Raw genomic sequence first — 16,460 nt, forward strand, 5'->3', positions numbered from 1 at the left:
GACGCAAACCTCTTGATCAACGCGGGAGGGGGCGGGGCAGGGTGGGCCGGGGGCGGGGCCAGGGGGCGGGGTTGGGCGGGTCAGCGCAGGAGGGCGTTGTTGAGGGGTTGCGCGTCGTCGGGTGCGGGGCGGTCGCGGCGCAGCTCGGCGAGCAGGTCGGGGCGACCGAGTTGGCGGGCGACCCGGTCGACCACCCGCTCGGCGGCGGTCAGCGACCGCACCGACAGCAGGCGGCCGCGGCTCTCGCGACGCAGCACGAAGTAGTGGACGGCAACGCGGACCTGACCCCGGTCGGCGGCGCTAGCCTGGGCGGTGCAGAGGACCAACTCGCGCAGGCAGTGGGCGAGACGTTCGGCGAGCTCCAGCTCCGGGCCGTGCAGGCCGGCACGGAGCGCGGCGAGGTGGCTGTCGACCTTGCGAATCAGCACGTCGGTGCCCGGTTCGATGGTGCGCTGCTCGCCGGCCATCAAATCCCCTCACCCCGGTTCGCGTTGCGAGTGAAGTTACTTTATGTTGCTCCTTGGAAGCAAGCAGTTAAGTGAGACTTAACGTATTAAGCGCACGTTCCACGCTTTTGGCCTTTTGCCGGTCCATTCCGTCGTGCGGTCGTTCGTGGATGTCGGACCGGCGGGGCACGATAGACCGGTGACCGGGGCAGACGCAGACGCCGGCGCGGTGCTCGCCGGGTTCGGCCCGGCCACCCGTGCCTGGTTCGATAACGCCTTCGCCGCCCCGACCGCCGCGCAGACCGGCGCCTGGCGGTCGGTCGCCGCCGGTCGCAACGCGCTCGTGGTGGCACCCACCGGCTCGGGCAAGACGCTCGCGGCCTTCCTCTGGTCACTGGACCGCCTCGCCCGCGAGCCGGCCCCGACCGAGGCCCGCCAGCGGTGCCGCGTGCTCTACGTCAGCCCGCTCAAGGCCCTCGCCGTCGACGTGGAACGCAACCTGCGCGCTCCGTTGGCCGGCATCCGGCAGGCGGCCACCCGGCTGGGCGTCGCACCGCCCGACATCACCGTCGGCATGCGCACCGGCGACACGCCCGCCGACGAGCGACGAGCCTTCGCCCGCACCCCGCCCGACATCCTCATCACCACGCCCGAGTCGCTGTTCCTGCTGCTCACGTCCGCGGCCCGCGACTCGCTGCGCGGCATCCAGACAGTGATCATCGACGAGGTGCACGCGGTGGCCGGCAGCAAACGCGGCGCCCACCTCGCCCTCTCCCTCGAACGCCTCGACGAGCTGCTGCCCGCCCCGGCGCAGCGCATCGGGCTCTCGGCCACCGTCCGGCCGATCGACGCCTGCGCGCAGTTCCTCGGTGGCGCCCGCCCGGTCGACGTGGTGCAGCCGGCCACCCCGAAGACCATCGAGGTCAGCGTGCAGGTCCCGGTGGAGGACATGACCCGCCTGGACGAGCAGGAACAGCCACCGGAGGACGACCTCGGCGGCCCCGGGCCACGTCGGGCGTCGATCTGGCCGGCCGTGGAGGAGCGGGTCTTCACCCTCATTGGGCAACACCGCTCGACAATCGTCTTCACCAACTCCCGCCGCAGCGCCGAGCGCCTCTGCGCCCGGCTCAACGAGCTGGCCGCCGAGGCGGTGGCCGCATCCGTGTCGGACGAGGGCCCGATCGGCGTACCGGAGGGGTTGCCGGCGGGCGACGACCCGGCGGGTGGCGACGACCCGGCGGGCGACGCGCAGCGCTGGGGTGGCCCCGCCAGTCCGGTGCGCAATCGGCCGCCGGCCGAGGTGATGGCCCAGTCCGGCGCGGCCACCGGCGCGGCGCCCGTGATCGCCCGCGCCCACCACGGCAGTGTTTCCCGGGAAGAGCGCAAGCACATCGAGGAGGCGCTCAAGTCCGGCCAGCTGCCGGCGGTGGTGGCCACCTCCAGCCTGGAGCTGGGCATCGACATGGGCGCGGTCGACCTGGTGGTGCAGATCGAGGCGCCGCCGAGCGTGGCCGCCGGGCTGCAACGGGTCGGCCGGGCCGGGCACCAGGTGGGCGCCGTCTCCCGCGGGGTGGTCTTCCCCAAGCACCGCGGCGATCTGCTCTCCTGCGCGGTGGTCGCCGAGCGGATGACCGACGGCGCGATCGAGGAGTTGCACTACCCGCGCAATCCACTGGACGTGCTGGCCCAGCAGATCGTCGCGATGGTGGCACTGGAGCCATGGTCGCTCGGTGACCTGGCCGTGCTGGTCCGTCGGGCCGCGCCCTTCGCCGAGCTGCCCGACTCGGCGCTGCACGCCGTGCTCGACATGCTCTCCGGCCGCTACCCGTCCACCGCCTTCGCCGAGCTGCGCCCCCGCCTGGTCTGGGACCGGGCCACCGACCTGCTGACCGGCCGCCCCGGCGCGCAGCGACTCGCGGTGACCAGCGGCGGCACCATCCCCGACCGGGGTCTGTTCGGGGTCTTCCTGGCCGGCGCCGAGCGGGCCGCCCGGGTCGGCGAGCTGGACGAGGAGATGGTCTACGAGTCCCGGGTCGGCGACGTCTTCCTGCTCGGCTCGTCCTCGTGGCGGATCGAGGAGATCACTCCTGACCGGGTGCTGGTCTCGCCCGCACCAGGGCAGGCCGCGCGCATGCCGTTCTGGAAGGGCGACCAGCTCGGTCGGCCGGTCGAGTTGGGTCGGGCCATCGGCGCCCGGGTGCGCACCCTGCTGCGACAGACCGACGAGGCGGCACTGGCCGCGTTGCGCGACGGCGGGCTGGACGAGTGGGCCGCGAGCAACCTGATGGCCTACCTGCGCGAGCAGCGGGAGGCCACCCGCTCGCTGCCCGACGACCGCACGGTCGTGGTCGAGCGGTTCCGCGACGAGCTGGGTGACTGGCGACTGGCCGTGCACAGCGTGCTCGGCGCCCGGGTCAACGGGCCGTGGGCCCTCGCGGTGGGCCGCCGGCTGGCCGAGCGGTACGGGGTGGACGCCCAGGTGATGCCCTCCGACGACGGCATCGTCATACGACTTCCGGACACCGCCGACGAGCCTCCCGGCGCCGACGTGGTGGTCTTCGAGCCCGAGGAGATCACCCAGCTGGTGGAGGAGTCGGTCGGCACCTCCGCCCTCTTCGCCGCCCGTTTCCGGGAGTGTGCCGCGCGGTCCCTGCTGCTGCCGCGCCGCGACCCGCGCCGCCGCCAACCGCTCTGGCAGCAACGGCAACGCGCCGCGCAACTGCTCGACGTCGCCCGCGAGTACGCGGACTTCCCGGTCACCCTGGAGGCCGCCCGGGAGTGCCTCCAGGACGTCTTCGACCAGCCGGCCCTGGCCGGGCTGATGCGCGACCTGGCCACCCGCAAGGTGCGGCTGGTCGAGGTGGAGACCAACGCGCCGTCCCCGTTCGCGCGGTCGCTGCTCTTCGGCTACGTCGGCGCGTTCCTCTACGAGGGTGACGCCCCGCTCGCCGAGCGCCGCGCCGCCGCGCTCGCCCTCGACTCCACCCTCCTCGGCGAGCTGCTCGGCCGCGTCGACCTGCGGGAGTTGCTCGACCCGGCGGTGCTCAGCGAGACCGACCGACAGCTGCGGTGGCTGACCGAGCAGCGCCGCCCCCGCGACGCCGAGGACGTCGTCGAGCTGCTGCGGGTGCTCGGTGACCTGAGCGACGCCGAGCTGACCGAGCGGGGTGTGCCGGAGGCGTGGCTCAACGAGCTGGAGGCGACCCGCCGGGTGCTGCGGGTCCGGATCGCGGGCGAGCAGCGCTGGGTGGGCGTCGAGGACGCCGCCCGCCTGCGCGACGCCCTCGGCGTGGCGCTGCCGATGGGGGTGGCCGAGGCGTACCTCGCCCCGGTGGCCGATCCGCTCGGTGACCTGGTGGCCCGCTACGCCCGCACCCACGGGCCGTTCGCGGCGGCCAGTTGCGCGGCCCGGTTCGGCCTCGGCGTGTTCGTCGTCGAGCAGGCGCTGCGCCGGCTCGGCGCCACCGGGCGGGTGGTCTCCGGGGAGTTCACCCCGGATTCGGCCGGCGCCCAGTGGTGCGACGCCGAGGTGCTGCGGATGCTGCGCCGCCGTTCGCTCGCGGCGCTGCGCCGGGAGATCGAGCCGGTGCCGCCCCGGGCGCTGGCGACGTTCCTGCCCCGCTGGCAGCAGGTCGGCTCGTCCGCCCGGGGTGTGGAGGCGCTCGCCGCCACCGTGGAGCAGTTGCAGGGGGCGGCGGTGCCCGCCTCGGCCCTGGAGCGGTTGGTGCTGCCCGCACGGGTCGCGGACTACTCCCCCGCCCAACTCGACGAGCTGTGCGCGAGCGGGGAGGTGCTCTGGGCGGGGTCGGGCGCGATCTCCGGGGGCGACGGCTGGGTCACGTTGGCGTACGCGGACGCCGCGCCGCTGCTGCTTCCGCCGCCCGACGAGGCGTTGACCCGCACCCCGCTGCACGACGCGGTGCTCGACGCGCTCGGCGACGGGCAGGCGCTGTTCTTCCGCCCGCTGGCCGACCGGGTCGGCTCGACCGACGACGCCGCGCTGACCGGGGTGATCTGGGATCTGGTCTGGGCGGGGCATCTCAGCAACGACACCCTCGCGCCGCTGCGCGCGGTGCTCGGCGCTGGCGGCGCGCACCGCTCCCGGCCGTCCGCGCCCCGCACCCGTTACCGGCGGCCCGGTCGGGTGGCGCTGCCGACCCGCGGTGGCCCACCGACGGTCGCCGGCCGCTGGTCACGTCTCCCGGAGCGGGACCTCGACCCGACCCGGCGGGCCGCCGCGCTCGCCGACCTGCTGCTCGAACGACACGGGGTGGTCACTCGGGGCGCGGTGATGGCTGAGCAGGTGGTCGGCGGGTTCTCGGCGGTCTACCCGGTGCTGTCGGCGCTGGAGGAGCGCGGCGCGGCCCGCCGGGGCTACTTCGTCGAAGGGCTCGGCGCGGCGCAGTTCGCCGTACCCGGTGCGGTGGACCGGCTGCGCGCGCTGGCCGAGCCGACCGACGGTGCCCGGGGGCGGGGCGGGGTGGCCACCGTGCTCGCCGCGACCGACCCGGCCAACCCGTACGGCGCGGCGTTGCCCTGGCCGGAACGGGTGGTCGACTCCGGCGACGGGGCCACCCCGGCGACCGGTCACCGGGCCGGCCGCAAGGCGGGCGCCCTGGTGGTGCAGGTCGGCGGTGACCTCGTTCTCTACGTCGAACGCGGCGGTCGGACGCTGCTCTCCTTCAGCGACGACACCGACACGCTCGCCGCGGCCGGCAAGGCGCTCGCCGACGCCGTCCACTCCGGAGCGTTGGGCGCGATGTCGGTGGAACGGGCCGACGGCGAGGCGGTGCACTCGTCGCCGCTGCGGGAGGCGCTGACCGCCGCCGGCTTCCGGGCCACCCCCCGCGGCCTGCGCCTGCGCGGCTAACGCCAGGGCCCCGCCGAGGGCAATCCAGCAGAGAGCCTGATGTCTGTGAGTCATCACGATGACTCACAGACATCACAGTCAAGAGAACGACATGCTTGGGCCACGCCGGCACGTCAGCCCAGGCCGTTGAGGACCCTCTCGTAGCGGGGCCGGTCGGCGGCCGGGGTCTTCGCCTCCAGGTAGTTCAGCACCACCGCGCCACGCCGGTACGACTGGCCACCCCACGTCTCGGCGATGTCGCTGGCGCTGGTCTCGTCCGGGAAGACGTAGACGGTGACGGCGTCGGTGGCCATCAGCTCGGAGCAGCCCAGGCCGAGGCCGTCCGGCCCACAGTCGACCGAGCGGTCCTTCGGGTGCGGCACCTTCAGGCCGGCGGCCCGGAAGGCGTCGACGACCTGCTTCGCCCCGGGAGCACTGGCCGGACGCTTGGGCAGCACCACCGGTGGCGGGCTGGCCGGTCGCCGCTGCGTCGTGCCCTGCGCCGCGGCGGAGGGCGGGGTCGCACCGTCGACGCCGGGCGAGGCCGGGGGCGTCGGCAGGTCGGTCGGGGCCGCCTCGGACGAGACGGATGGGGTCGCGTTCGGGCGGCCGTCGTCGTCACTGCCACAGCCGGCGGTCAGGGCGACCGCGACCAGCAGGATTCCGAGCGCGGGGAGGTTCCGAGTTGTCACCAGGGCAGTCTGCCCAACGTCACCCAGCGGCGGGAGGGGCCGGTCGGCCACTGCGCTGTCCCGTATCCGCCAGCACCCCGCGGTTCCACTAGCCTGCGGGCATGTCCGCAGTGCCCTGGATCTCGCTGACCACCGACTACGGCCTCACCGACGGCTTCGTGGCCGCCTGTCACGGGGTCATCGCTCGGATCGCGCCGGCCGCCCGGGTCATCGACGTGACCCATCTGGTGCCGCCGGCGGACGTCCGGCGGGGTGCCGCCGTGCTGGCGCAGACCGTGCCGTACCTGCCGGTGGGGGTGCACATGGCGGTGGTCGACCCGGGCGTGGGCACCGCCCGACGGGCGGTCGCGCTGGCCACCCCGGGCGGGTTGCTTGTCGGTCCGGACAACGGGTTGCTGCTGGACGCGGCCACCGCGCTCGGTGGGGTGACCGACGCGGTAGAGCTGAGCGAGCCGGGTTGGCTGGCCGCCCGGGTGTCCACCACGTTCCACGGCCGGGACGTCTTCGCGCCGGTGGCGGCCCGGCTGGCGCTCGGCGCGCCGCTGGCCGATGCGGGCCCACCGGTCGACCCGGCCGGGCTGGTGCGGCTACCGACGCCGACGGTGACCCGGGACGCCGATGGCTTCACCGCCGAGGTGCTGACCGTGGACCACTTCGGCAACGTCCAACTGGCCGCACCGGCCGAACTGCTCGATCCGCTGCCGGGCACGCTCCGGGTGGGTGCGCCGGGACCGGCACCGGCCCGTGCGGCGGTGCACGGGCGGACCTTCGGCGACGCCCCGGCCGGTGGCCTGGTGGCGTACGTCGACTCGGCCGGTCTGGTCGCGGTCGCGGTCAACGGCGGACGGGCCGCGGACCTCCTCGCGGTGTCCCCGGGGGACCTCCTGCGGGTATCGGGCTGATGTTCGACTGTGGAATGCTTCTCCGGTGGGTGAGCATGTGGTTCCTGTGGGCTGTCCCTGCTGTGCATCCCGGACCGGCGGGGGGACCTGCCCCGTCTGTTTCTGGACCGACGACGGCCAGACCGACGCCGACGCCGACGCCGTGCGGGGTGGCCCCAACGGCGACCTGAGCCTCACGCACGCCCGCCTCAACTACGCCGTCTACGGTGCCAGTCACCCGCGCTACCAGGACATGGTGCGCACGGCTCGCCCCGACGAGCGCCCCTGACGCTGAGGCGACGCCCGACGGGGCGAGCGTGGCTCAGCAGGCCGGCACGCTGCCGCCGTACACGCTGGAGATGTACGCGTGGCTGACGTACTGGCCGCTGGCCAGGCGGTTCCAGCGGGTGGTGGTGCGGTAGGGGCCGGCGACCGACTGACCGGTGACGTAGCACTGGATCGGCACGTGGGCGAGCCGGGCGGCGAGGCCACGGGTCGCGTACGACGTGCTGGGCCCGGTGCGGATGTTGAGCGGCCCGTCACCGACCACGCCGCGCGGCCCGCCTCCGGTCCACAGGTAGGCGACGTCCACCCAGGCGTTGGTGGTCAGCCGCAGCCCGTCCCAGAACGTGCCGTCGGCCAGGTCGATGCCGGCCGGGTTGAGCACGGTCCGCCCGAACTGGTCCCGGCCGCCGTTGTAGCCGGACTGGTACGCGGCCTGCGCCTCGGGCCGGCCCTGCGGCAGGTTCTTCCAGTTCTCCCGGACCGACGAGAGGTTCCAGTAGTCGTCGCGGGTGTTCCACGGCCCGACGTCCCAGACCGGGGCGTACTCGCAGCGGGAGCCGCTGGTCGTGCAGACCCGCACGGTGTAGTCGCCGGTGTTGAGCGGGGACAGACTCCGCCGCGACGGCAACGCCGCGAAATGGTCGCGGGGTTGCACGGTGCGGCCGTTGGCGGTCACCTCACCGACGAGCCCGATGCGGGTGGCGTACACCCGGTAGGTGCGGCCCGGTGTGGCGGCGGACACGGCGGCGTTCGCGTCGGCGGTGAGTTGCACGCCCCGTACCGTCGCCGTGGCGCCGCGCCCGGGGGCGGTGAGCACCACCCGGGTCTGCACCCGGGTGACGGGGCGGTCGAAGACCACGCCGCCGGTGGCCGCCCGCCACTCCGTCCAGCCGGCGGCCCGCCAGCCGCGGACCTGCGCCTCCACGGTCGCCCCGGTCGGTACCGCGGCGCTGATCTCGGCGCGGACCCGGGTGGCCGGTCGGGCGAGGGTGCGGGGAGCGGTCAACAGCATCCCCTCGGCGACCGCGCTGTGCGGGCTGCGGGCGCCACGCCCGGAGGGCCGGGCCTCCCGCAGGCGTAGGCCGGCGGCGGTGCGCCGGACGTTGACATCGTCGCGGTCGACGATGGTGAGGTCGGCGCTCCACCGTTCGTCGCCGGGTGCGGCGGCGACGAGGGCGATCGGGGTGCCGCCGGGTGCGGCCGGGACGGTGCCGGTGACGGGCAGGAGCGCTGCGGCGAGCAGGAGGGAGAGGGTGGCGATGAGGGCGACGGATGGGATACGACAACGCGGTCGCGTCATGGGCATTCTCCTCAGAACCCCCTGACCTTCGCATGTCAGGAGATCATGAGGAACCTGTGTACAAATAGCGACACATGCGAATCTTGCTCGAAAGAGGGAGGATGGCAGGGTGCCCGAAGGCGACACCGTCTGGAACACCGCGCGCGTGCTGCACCGCGCGCTGGCCGGCGCGCGGATCTCCGGCAGTGATTTCCGGGTGCCGCAGCTGGCGACCACGGACCTCAGCGGCTGGACCGTCCGCGAGTCGGCCAGCCGGGGCAAGCACCTGCTGCTGCGGCTCGGCGCCCCGACCGGGGAGCACTGGACCCTGCACTCCCACCTGCGGATGGACGGCGCCTGGCGGGCGTACGCACCGGGGGAACGCTGGAGCGGCCGACCCGCGCACCTGATCCGGGTGGTGCTGCGCAGCCCCGGCGCCGTCGCGGTCGGCTACCACCTGCACGACCTGGCCCTGGTGCCGACCACCGAGGAGGACCAACTGGTCGGCCACCTCGGCCCCGACCTGCTCGGCGCGGACTGGGATCCGGCCGAGGCGGTCCGTCGACTCGCCGACCACCCGGAGCAGACCATCGGCGAGGCGCTGCTCGACCAGCGCAACCTGGCCGGCGTGGGCAACCTCTACAAGTGCGAGGTGCTGTTCCTGCGCGGCGTGTCGCCGTGGACCCCGGTCGGCGGGGTGCCCGACCTGCCGGGCCTGGTGGCCCTCGCCCAGCGGCTGCTCGCCGCCAACCGGGGTCGGTGGACGCAGAGCAGCACCGGCTCGCTGCACCGGGGGCAGACCAGCTACGTGTACGGCCGCCGCGCCCAGCCCTGCCGTCGCTGCGGCACCGCCATCCACAAGGAGGAGCTGGGCGAGCGGGTCACCTACTGGTGCCCGGTCTGCCAGCCCGAGCGCCCGGGCCCGCCGTCATTGGGCTGAGCAGGCGCTCGCCGAACGAGACCCATCGCAGAAACGGACGATTGGGTAATTCCTAACCGGCCGCCGGAGTCGCATGCTGCGGTTGAGCGCTCACCCACCGTCAGCAGAGTGCCGAGGTTCCCACGCCGGGGTGGCGGACCTCGCGCCCCGAACCGGGGAGAGTCATGGCGATGTTCCGCAGACTCCGCTCCACCTTCTTCGAGCGGACCACACGCCACACCGACGCCAGCGCCAACGGCCGGGCGGTGTCCGTGCCGGCCGCGCGTACCGCCGAGGAGGCCGTCCCGACGCCGAGCCTGGACCCGGCCGTCGTGCCCCGCTACTTCGGCCCGGTGCCGAACTTCGCCCACAGCCCACGCCCGACGCGGGACCCCGCCGGGCAGGTGGCAGCCGGGACCGGGCTGCGCAAGTTCGTCGACCCGCTGCCCCTGCCCGGCCAACCGGGCCGCGACGATCTCGGCAGCCACCTACCGGTGGCAGCGCCGGACACGATCAGCTACCCGGGCTGCGACTACTACGAGATCAGCCTCCAGGAGTACGCCCAGCGGCTGCACCGGGACCTGCCCGCCACCCGGCTGCGCGGCTACCGGCAGCTCAACCTGGGCACCGACCCGGCCGGACACAACACGGTGGTGCCCCCGGAGCGTCCCTGGCACCTCGGGCCGATGATTCTTGCCCGTCGGGGTCGACCGGTCCGGGTGAAGTTCATCAACCAGCTCCCCACCGGTCGGGCCGGCGAACTGTTCCTGCCTGTCGACGACACCATCGAGGGGGCCGGCCTGGGCCCACTGGACGGGCCGGCGCCGTACCCGCAGAACCGGGCCGTACTGCACCTGGCCGGGGCGCAGACCGGCTGGACCAGCGCGGGCAACCCGGGGCAGTGGGTCACCCCGGCCGGAGAGATCACCCCGTACCCGACCGGGCCCGGCCTGGCCCACGTGCCGGACATGCCGGCGCCCGGCGCCGGGGCCACCACCCTCTACTTCCCGAACGAGCAGAGCGGCCGGCTGCTGTGGTTCCACGACAACACCCTCGGCCTGGCCCGGCTCACCGTCTACGGCGGACAGCTCGGGCTCTACCTGCTCACCGACCCGGCCGAGGACCAGCTCGTCGCCGACGCGGTGCTGCCGGCCGACCAGGTGCCCCTGGTGATCGAGGACAAGACGTTCGTCCCGGACGACACCCAACTCGCCGCCGAGGACCCGACCTGGGACCGGGAACGCTGGGGCGCCCGGGGCAGCCTCTGGCACCCGCACGTCTACCAACCCCGGCAGAACCCGTACCGGTCCGGTGGACGCAATCCGACCGGCCGGTGGGACTACGGCCCCTGGTCCCGCAGCTCCACCCCGGACGACGCCCGCACCGACGGCTGGGTGCCGAACCCGTACCACGACCCGGTCGGCGCGCCGGACGAGCCGCCGTCGAGCCCCGGCGTGCCGCACCCCTCGGCCGTCCCCGCTGCGTACGGCGACACCCCGCTCGTCAACGGCGTCGCCTACCCGTACCTGGAGGTGCAGCCGCGCGCGTACCGGTTCCGGATCCTCAACGCCTGCCTGGACCGCAGCCTCAACCTCCAGCTCTACCGCGCCTGCTCCGACGCACCGATGTGGACGGCCGACGGGACGCTCCCCGACCCCGACGCCGGTGAGGTGCCGATGGTGCCCGCCGCACACGCGGCGGACCGTCCGCCGGGGTGGCCGACCGACGGACGCGACGGCGGTGTGCCGGACCCGCGAGCCGCCGGCCCGGAGTTCATCCAGATCGGCAACGAGGCCGGCCTCCTGCCCGCGCCGGTGGTGCTGCCGAACCGACCGATCGGCTACCGCTACGACCGGCTCGACCCGACCGTGCTGAACGTCGACGGGCACACCCTGCTGCTCGCCCCGGGCGAACGGGCCGACGTGCTCGTCGACTTCTCCGCCATGCCGCCGGGCAGCACGCTGATCCTGTACAACGACGCTCCGGCCCCGCTGCCCGGCTTCGACCCCCGCTACGACCAGCACACCGACGCCCCGGACCGCAGCGCCGAGGGTGGCCCGCCCCCGACCGAACCGGGGTACGGCCCGAACACCCGCACCCTGCTCCAGTTCCGGGTCACCGGGACGCCCGCGCCGCCGTACGACCTGAGCCGGCTGCGCGAACGGCTGCCCCTGGCGTACGCGGCCAGCCAGCGCCCGCCGATCGTCCCGCAGCCGGCGTACGACCCGGCGTTCGGCACCCGGACCCCGGCGCAGACGACGGTGCCGGTGCACGCCACCACTGTGACGTTCACGCCGACTGCCGGTACCGGCCCGGTGACCCTGCCGATCGCGGTCAAGGCCGCCCAGCAGATGTTCGAGCCGGACCACGGTCGGCTGGCGGGTCGGCTCGGCGTCGGGCACCCGCACGCCGGGCCGCTCAACCCGCCGACGCTGCCGCTCGGTGCGACCGACCCGGCCACCGAGGTGCTCTTCGCCACCGACCCCGCCGTGCCGGTGGGTGCCCCCACCGACGGCACGCAGCTGTGGCGGATCAGCGGCAACGTCCGGCAGACCGAGCCGTTGCACGTCGGCGGCTGCGACGTGCAGGTGATCAACCGGGTTGGCTGGGACGGCACGTTGCGACTCCCGCACGGCACGGAGCTGGGCTGGAAGGGGATCATCCGGGTCAACCCCCGGGAGGACGTGGTGGTGGCGCTGCGCCCGGTCGCGCCGGTGCTGCCGTTCAAGCTGGGTGACAGCGTCCGGCTGCTCGACCCGGGTCGCCCGGCCGGAGCACGGACCGGGTCGACGCCGGTCAGCCCGTCCGACGGGCGACCCGCCACGGTGGTCAACCAACTGGTCAACCTGGGCTGGGAGTACCGCTGGCACAGCCAGCTCGCCGGCCACCGCGACGGCGGGATGTCCCGACCGCTGGTGCTGCGGGTGGCACCGAAGGCGCCGACCGGACTGACCGCCACACCGGTGCCCGGCTCGGCCACCGCGCTGCCCGCCATCACGCTGGCGTGGACCAGCAACGGCGGGCGGCCACCCGCCACCAGCCACCTGTTGCAACGGGCCACCGACGCGACCTTCGGCGGCGAGGTCACCACGATCACCGTCGCGGCCGCCGCCACCCGCTACACCGACGCGACCGTCACCCCCGGGGTGACCTACCACTACCGGATCCGGGCGGAGAACGCGGTCAGCTACTCGTCCTGGTCGAACGGCGTGCCCGCCGCGGTGCACCTGGCCGCGCCGAGCGGTCTGGTCGCGACGCTCCCGCCGGCCGCGCCGCTACGCGTGGCGCTGCGCTGGACGAACCGGTCGTTCGCCACCGGCATCGACGTGCAGCGGGCCACCAACCCGACGTTCACCAGCGGCCCGGGCACCACGGCGATCGGGGTCGGCGACAACCACCTGGACCCGACGGTCGCACCGGACACCACGTACTACTACCGGGTGCGGACCACCTACCTGGGCGCCGCCTCGGCGTGGTCGACTGTCGCCGCGGTGACCTCGCCACCCGCGCCCGGCACCCCGAGCGGGGTGAGCGCCACCGCCAACGCACCGGGGCCGGACACCGCCACGGTGATCCTGGCCTGGGCGGCGAGCACACCCGGTGGCCCGGGGGCCGGGTTCTCCGTGCAGCGAGCGCTCGACCCGGCCTTCAACCAGGAGGTGGCCACCTTCACGGTGACCGGCCGCGGCTTCACCAACACGGGGCTGGCCCGGGGCGTGACCTATTACTACCGGATCCGGTCGTTCAATGTCGTGGGCACCTCGCCGTACACCGGGCCGGTCCTGGTGACGACACCGCCGTGACCGGCCGGCCACGGCGGGTGTGCCGTCTGAGCGTCGGCGGGCGTGCGGTCAGCGCGTCGGCGCGCGCAGCGGGGTGCCGACGGCGCGCAGCTCGGCCAGGGCCCCGGCGACGCCGTGCAGCAGGTCGGTCGCCTCGGTGAGCCGGTCGGCGGCCGGGTCGGCGGTCTCCGGTCGGGCGTCCTCGGCCAGATAGCCGGCGGCGGCGACCACCAGCCGTTCGTACGCCGCCACCCCGCCCTCCAGTTGGGCGGTCAGCGCGGCGTGCGCCTCGGCCAGCGGCGGCCGGGCGTCGGTCGGGGCCAGCCGCAGCGCGCGTTCGACGCTGGCCACCCGGGCGGCCAGGTCGCGCAGCGAGCGGTCGGCGGCGGCGGCCTCCAGCACCGCTGGCTCGGCCAGCCCGGTGAGCCGGGGGGCCATCCCGGCCAGGGTGAGCGCCGCCCGGTCCAGTCGGGCCCACTGCTCCCCGGCGCTGGTGCCACGTAGCGCGATCCGGGAACGGACCCGGCGCACCTCGGCCAGCACACCCGGGCCGACCGGCAGCCGCTCGACGGCGGCGATCAACCGGGCCCGCGAACGCGCCGCCGCCTCGGCCGGATCGAGCGCGGCTGGCGCCGGCTGGGCGGCCAGGGCGCGCACGTCGATCCAACGCCAGGCGGCGAGCGCCACCGCACTGCCCGCGGCGCCGGCCCAGGCCGCGTCGGGCAGACCAAGGCCGGCGTACGGAGTCAGCACCACCGCCGCGCCGCCGAGCCCACCGGCCAGCACGCTCCACCGTCGGGCCGAGCGGCGAAGCCGACCCAGCCTCCGGAAGTACCGTGTCCGTTCGTCTGCCACCGTGACCCCCTCGATCCGGTCGTTCAGCCGGCGGCGGTCGGGTCGCCGGTGCCCCGCTCGCGGGCCATGCTGGCGCGCAGCTCGTCCAGCCGGGCGGCGGCCGTCGGGTCGTTGGCCGGGCCGGTCTTCTCGGCCTGCGGCACGGCCGGTCGCTGGGCCGCGCCGCCGAGCTGCTCCCCCGCCATGCTGGACCGGATCTGCTCCAACCGGGCCGAGCCGGCCGAGTCGATCGTGGCCTTCTGAATTTCCAACATACGACCCTCGACGGAGTTGCCGGCCAGTTCGGCGCGACCCATCGCGTTGGCGTACCGGCGCTCGATGCGGTCGCGCACCTCGTCCAGCGACGGGGTGGTGCCCGGCGCGGTCAGCGACGACATCGACTCCAGCGAGCGGGCCACCGTCTCCTGCATCTTGGCCTGCTCCAGCTGACTGAGCAGCTTGGTGCGCTCGGCGAGCTTCTGCTGGAGGATCATCGAGTTGTTCTCGACCGCTCGACGGGCCTGGGCGGCGGCGCCCAGCGCCTGGTCGTGCAGGGTCTTCAGGTCCTCGGTGGCCTGCTCGGCGGAGACGAGCTGGCTGGCCAGCGTCTGCGCGGACTGCTCGAACCGCACCGCCTCGGCCTCGTCGCCCTTGGCCCGGGCCTGGTCGGAGAGGACCAGGGCCTGCCGGGCGTTGCCCTGCAACCGCTCGACCTCGGACATCTGCCGGGACAGCTTCATCTCCAGCTGACGCTGGTTGCCGATCACCGCGGCAGCCTGCTGAACCAGCGCCTGGTGCTGCCGCTGGGCATCCTCGATGGCCTGCTGGATCTGCACCTTGGGATCGGCATGCTCGTCGATCTTCGCACCGAAGAGCGCCATCAGGTAGTTCCAACCCTTGACGAACGGGTTCGCCATCTCCGTGGTATCCCCTCAGTAGCGTCGCTCCACCACGGCCGGGCCGGTTGAACCGACCGACCGTGACCGGCCGGTCTCCATCGTCCCAGCCGAACGCCAACGAGGCATCCGTACCGGGCGGTCGACAGCACCGGCGGCTCCTGCGAGCAACCCTACGCGGCCGGCGCCAGACCGCCCATGGTCAACGGGATGGGCGGCTCAGGCGGCGCAGACCACGTCCCGGTCGCGCTCGGTCGGGCGAACCCGGGTGCTGCGCAGCGTGGCCTTGAGCGGCGAGTCCTGGCGGACCGAGACAGCGACCTTGCCGTCGGAGGTGACCTGACGGACCCCCCGGTTGGTGCTCTTGGCGGCGGCGTCGGCCGGCTCGTCCTGCATCGAGACGAGCACCCCGGGCATCTGCTCGGCGAGCGCCACGGTGTCGCTCACCTCACGCAGCAGCTCGGACAGGCGGGCCCCGAGGGCGTCACAGATCGCGGCGAGCAGCTCGCTCGACGGCTCCTTGTGCCCCCGTTCGATCTCGGAGAGGTAGCCGAGGCTGACGTTGGCGGCGGTGGAGACCTCACGCAGCGTGCGCTGCTGGCCTTGCCGGCGCGCTCGCAGTGCGTCACCGATCACCCGGCGTAGCAGGATCATCGCACCTCCCCCTGAGGGATACCTCGCGCCCGCCGCTGGGCAGCCGGTCGCGGCTGGCCGCGCCGACCCCGAACGTCGGAGCCTTCCCGCAACCGTACCCGTTGCGGGCCCTGGCGACATCCCGCCCCGCCCGTCGGTTCGCCGGGACGGGCCCACCGGGGTGCGCCGCCGCCCGTGTGGCGTCGGCTCGGGTGGCTTCTGGTCGTGGTCGTCGTGGCGCAACGGGGTGGCTTTGGCCCTGGCGTTCACGATGTCGTTGCGGCGAGCCGCTCGGTGAGCAGCCGCAGCGCCTCGACCACCGCCGCCGCGCGGACGTGGTCCCGCCCCTCGCCCAGGTCGAGCTGGCGGACCTCACCGCCGTTCGGGCCGGCGACCGCGACGTAGACCAGGCCGACGGGCTTTCCGTCCTGCGGCTCCGGGCCGGCGACCCCGGTGGTGGCCAGCCCCCAGTCCGCGCCGCACCGCTGCCGACCACCCTCGGCGAGCGCCGCCGCCACCTCCGGGTCCACCGGCCCCCGCTCGGACAGCAGGTCAGCGGGTACGCCAGCCAGGGTCGCCTTCAACTCGGTGGCGTAGACCACGAGGCCACCCCGGTAGACCCCGCTGACCCCGGCGATGTTCACGATCGAGGCGGCCAGCGACCCGCCGGTGAGCGATTCGACGGTGGCCAGGGTCTCGTGCCGCTCGGCCAGCCGGTGCACGACCGCCGCCGCCGCACTGCCCACCTCGGCACCGCCCACGTCGGCACCGTTCACCGCGCCACCCACACCGACACCGCCCACCTCAGCACCACCCGCCCCACACCGTCCGCCAACACCCCAGCGCCCGCACGAACCAGCCCTTCCCCACCCACCAGTCCCCAACCCAACTGCCCCCAACCCTCCGACCCCAATCGCGTTGATCATGAAGTTGGCGTCACGACACGCCGCCCCGGATGGCAACA

12 protein-coding genes are annotated in these 16,460 nt (G+C 74.3%); 5 read left to right on the forward strand and 7 right to left on the reverse strand.

From position 1 onward, the window contains the following. Positions 1 to 80 precede the first annotated feature (80 nt). The gene (locus tag ACFYL6_RS22805) at positions 81 to 467 is read right to left on the reverse strand and encodes a hypothetical protein (RefSeq protein ID WP_387173987.1); all 387 of its coding nucleotides are present in this window, start codon (positions 465 to 467) and stop codon (positions 81 to 83) included. A gap of 178 nt (positions 468 to 645) precedes the next feature. Here ACFYL6_RS22805 and ACFYL6_RS22810 point away from each other — a divergent pair, with 178 nt between their 5' ends. Further along, positions 646 to 5,316 carry a DEAD/DEAH box helicase gene (locus ACFYL6_RS22810; protein WP_387173989.1) on the forward strand — a complete coding sequence of 1,557 codons (4,671 nt, stop codon included), beginning with the start codon at positions 646 to 648 and terminating at the stop codon, positions 5,314 to 5,316. Between the two features lie 113 nt (positions 5,317 to 5,429). Here ACFYL6_RS22810 and ACFYL6_RS22815 read toward each other — a convergent pair whose 3' ends face one another. Then, the gene (locus ACFYL6_RS22815; protein WP_387173991.1) at positions 5,430 to 5,987 is read right to left on the reverse strand and encodes a hypothetical protein; all 558 of its coding nucleotides are present in this window, start codon (positions 5,985 to 5,987) and stop codon (positions 5,430 to 5,432) included. A 101-nt stretch (positions 5,988 to 6,088) separates the two neighbouring features. Here ACFYL6_RS22815 and ACFYL6_RS22820 point away from each other — a divergent pair, with 101 nt between their 5' ends. Together ACFYL6_RS22820 and ACFYL6_RS22825 are read left to right on the forward strand one after the other, a co-directional pair. Beyond that, on the forward strand, positions 6,089 to 6,889 hold the full coding sequence (locus tag ACFYL6_RS22820; RefSeq protein ID WP_387173993.1) for an S-adenosyl-l-methionine hydroxide adenosyltransferase family protein: 801 nt from the start codon (positions 6,089 to 6,091) through the stop codon (positions 6,887 to 6,889). 46 nt (positions 6,890 to 6,935) lie between these two features. After that, positions 6,936 to 7,157 carry a CPCC family cysteine-rich protein gene (locus ACFYL6_RS22825; protein WP_091400463.1) on the forward strand — a complete coding sequence of 74 codons (222 nt, stop codon included), beginning with the start codon at positions 6,936 to 6,938 and terminating at the stop codon, positions 7,155 to 7,157. Between the two features lie 33 nt (positions 7,158 to 7,190). On the opposite strand, the gene ACFYL6_RS22830 is transcribed toward ACFYL6_RS22825, so the two are convergent. Then, on the reverse strand, positions 7,191 to 8,453 hold the full coding sequence (locus ACFYL6_RS22830) for a hypothetical protein (protein ID WP_387173995.1): 1,263 nt from the start codon (positions 8,451 to 8,453) through the stop codon (positions 7,191 to 7,193). 109 nt (positions 8,454 to 8,562) lie between these two features. On the opposite strand from ACFYL6_RS22830, the gene ACFYL6_RS22835 reads away from it, so the two are divergent. Both ACFYL6_RS22835 and ACFYL6_RS22840 read left to right on the forward strand, forming a co-directional pair. Beyond that, complete coding sequence (locus tag ACFYL6_RS22835; protein ID WP_387173997.1) at positions 8,563 to 9,372, forward strand: DNA-formamidopyrimidine glycosylase family protein; 810 nt, start codon at positions 8,563 to 8,565, stop codon at positions 9,370 to 9,372. A gap of 164 nt (positions 9,373 to 9,536) precedes the next feature. Then, positions 9,537 to 13,154, forward strand: coding sequence for a hypothetical protein (locus tag ACFYL6_RS22840; protein WP_387173999.1), 3,618 nt, complete (start codon positions 9,537 to 9,539; stop codon positions 13,152 to 13,154). A 48-nt stretch (positions 13,155 to 13,202) separates the two neighbouring features. Here the strand turns inward: ACFYL6_RS22840 and ACFYL6_RS22845 are convergent, their stop codons facing one another. From ACFYL6_RS22845 to ACFYL6_RS22860, 4 genes are all read right to left on the reverse strand, one after another. After that, positions 13,203 to 13,988 (reverse strand): hypothetical protein, encoded by a 786-nt coding sequence (locus ACFYL6_RS22845; RefSeq protein ID WP_387174001.1) that lies wholly within the window; start codon positions 13,986 to 13,988, stop codon positions 13,203 to 13,205. Positions 13,989 to 14,011: 23 nt separating this feature from the next. Then, positions 14,012 to 14,884, reverse strand: coding sequence for a PspA/IM30 family protein (locus tag ACFYL6_RS22850; protein ID WP_354971712.1), 873 nt, complete (start codon positions 14,882 to 14,884; stop codon positions 14,012 to 14,014). A gap of 198 nt (positions 14,885 to 15,082) precedes the next feature. Beyond that, complete coding sequence (locus ACFYL6_RS22855; protein WP_091400451.1) at positions 15,083 to 15,517, reverse strand: helix-turn-helix domain-containing protein; 435 nt, start codon at positions 15,515 to 15,517, stop codon at positions 15,083 to 15,085. A 245-nt stretch (positions 15,518 to 15,762) separates the two neighbouring features. Then, on the reverse strand, positions 15,763 to 16,299 hold the full coding sequence (locus ACFYL6_RS22860) for a CinA family protein (RefSeq protein WP_387174003.1): 537 nt from the start codon (positions 16,297 to 16,299) through the stop codon (positions 15,763 to 15,765). Positions 16,300 to 16,460: the final 161 nt, after the last annotated feature.

Origin of the sequence: Micromonospora sp. NPDC007208, from assembly GCF_042869175.1 — a bacterium.
In the GTDB taxonomy this organism is placed as follows: Bacteria; Actinomycetota; Actinomycetes; order Mycobacteriales; family Micromonosporaceae; genus Micromonospora; species Micromonospora foliorum.

Coding starts and splice junctions, on each gene's coding strand:
- ACFYL6_RS22805 (WP_387173987.1), bottom strand. CDS start 467: ATGGCCGGCGAGCAGCGCACCATCGAACCGGGCACCGACGTGCTGATT.
- ACFYL6_RS22820 (WP_387173993.1), top strand. CDS start 6,089: ATGTCCGCAGTGCCCTGGATCTCGCTGACCACCGACTACGGCCTCACC.
- ACFYL6_RS22830 (WP_387173995.1), bottom strand. CDS start 8,453: ATGACGCGACCGCGTTGTCGTATCCCATCCGTCGCCCTCATCGCCACC.
- ACFYL6_RS22840 (WP_387173999.1), top strand. CDS start 9,537: ATGGCGATGTTCCGCAGACTCCGCTCCACCTTCTTCGAGCGGACCACA.
- ACFYL6_RS22850 (WP_354971712.1), bottom strand. CDS start 14,884: ATGGCGAACCCGTTCGTCAAGGGTTGGAACTACCTGATGGCGCTCTTC.
- ACFYL6_RS22855 (WP_091400451.1), bottom strand. CDS start 15,517: ATGATCCTGCTACGCCGGGTGATCGGTGACGCACTGCGAGCGCGCCGG.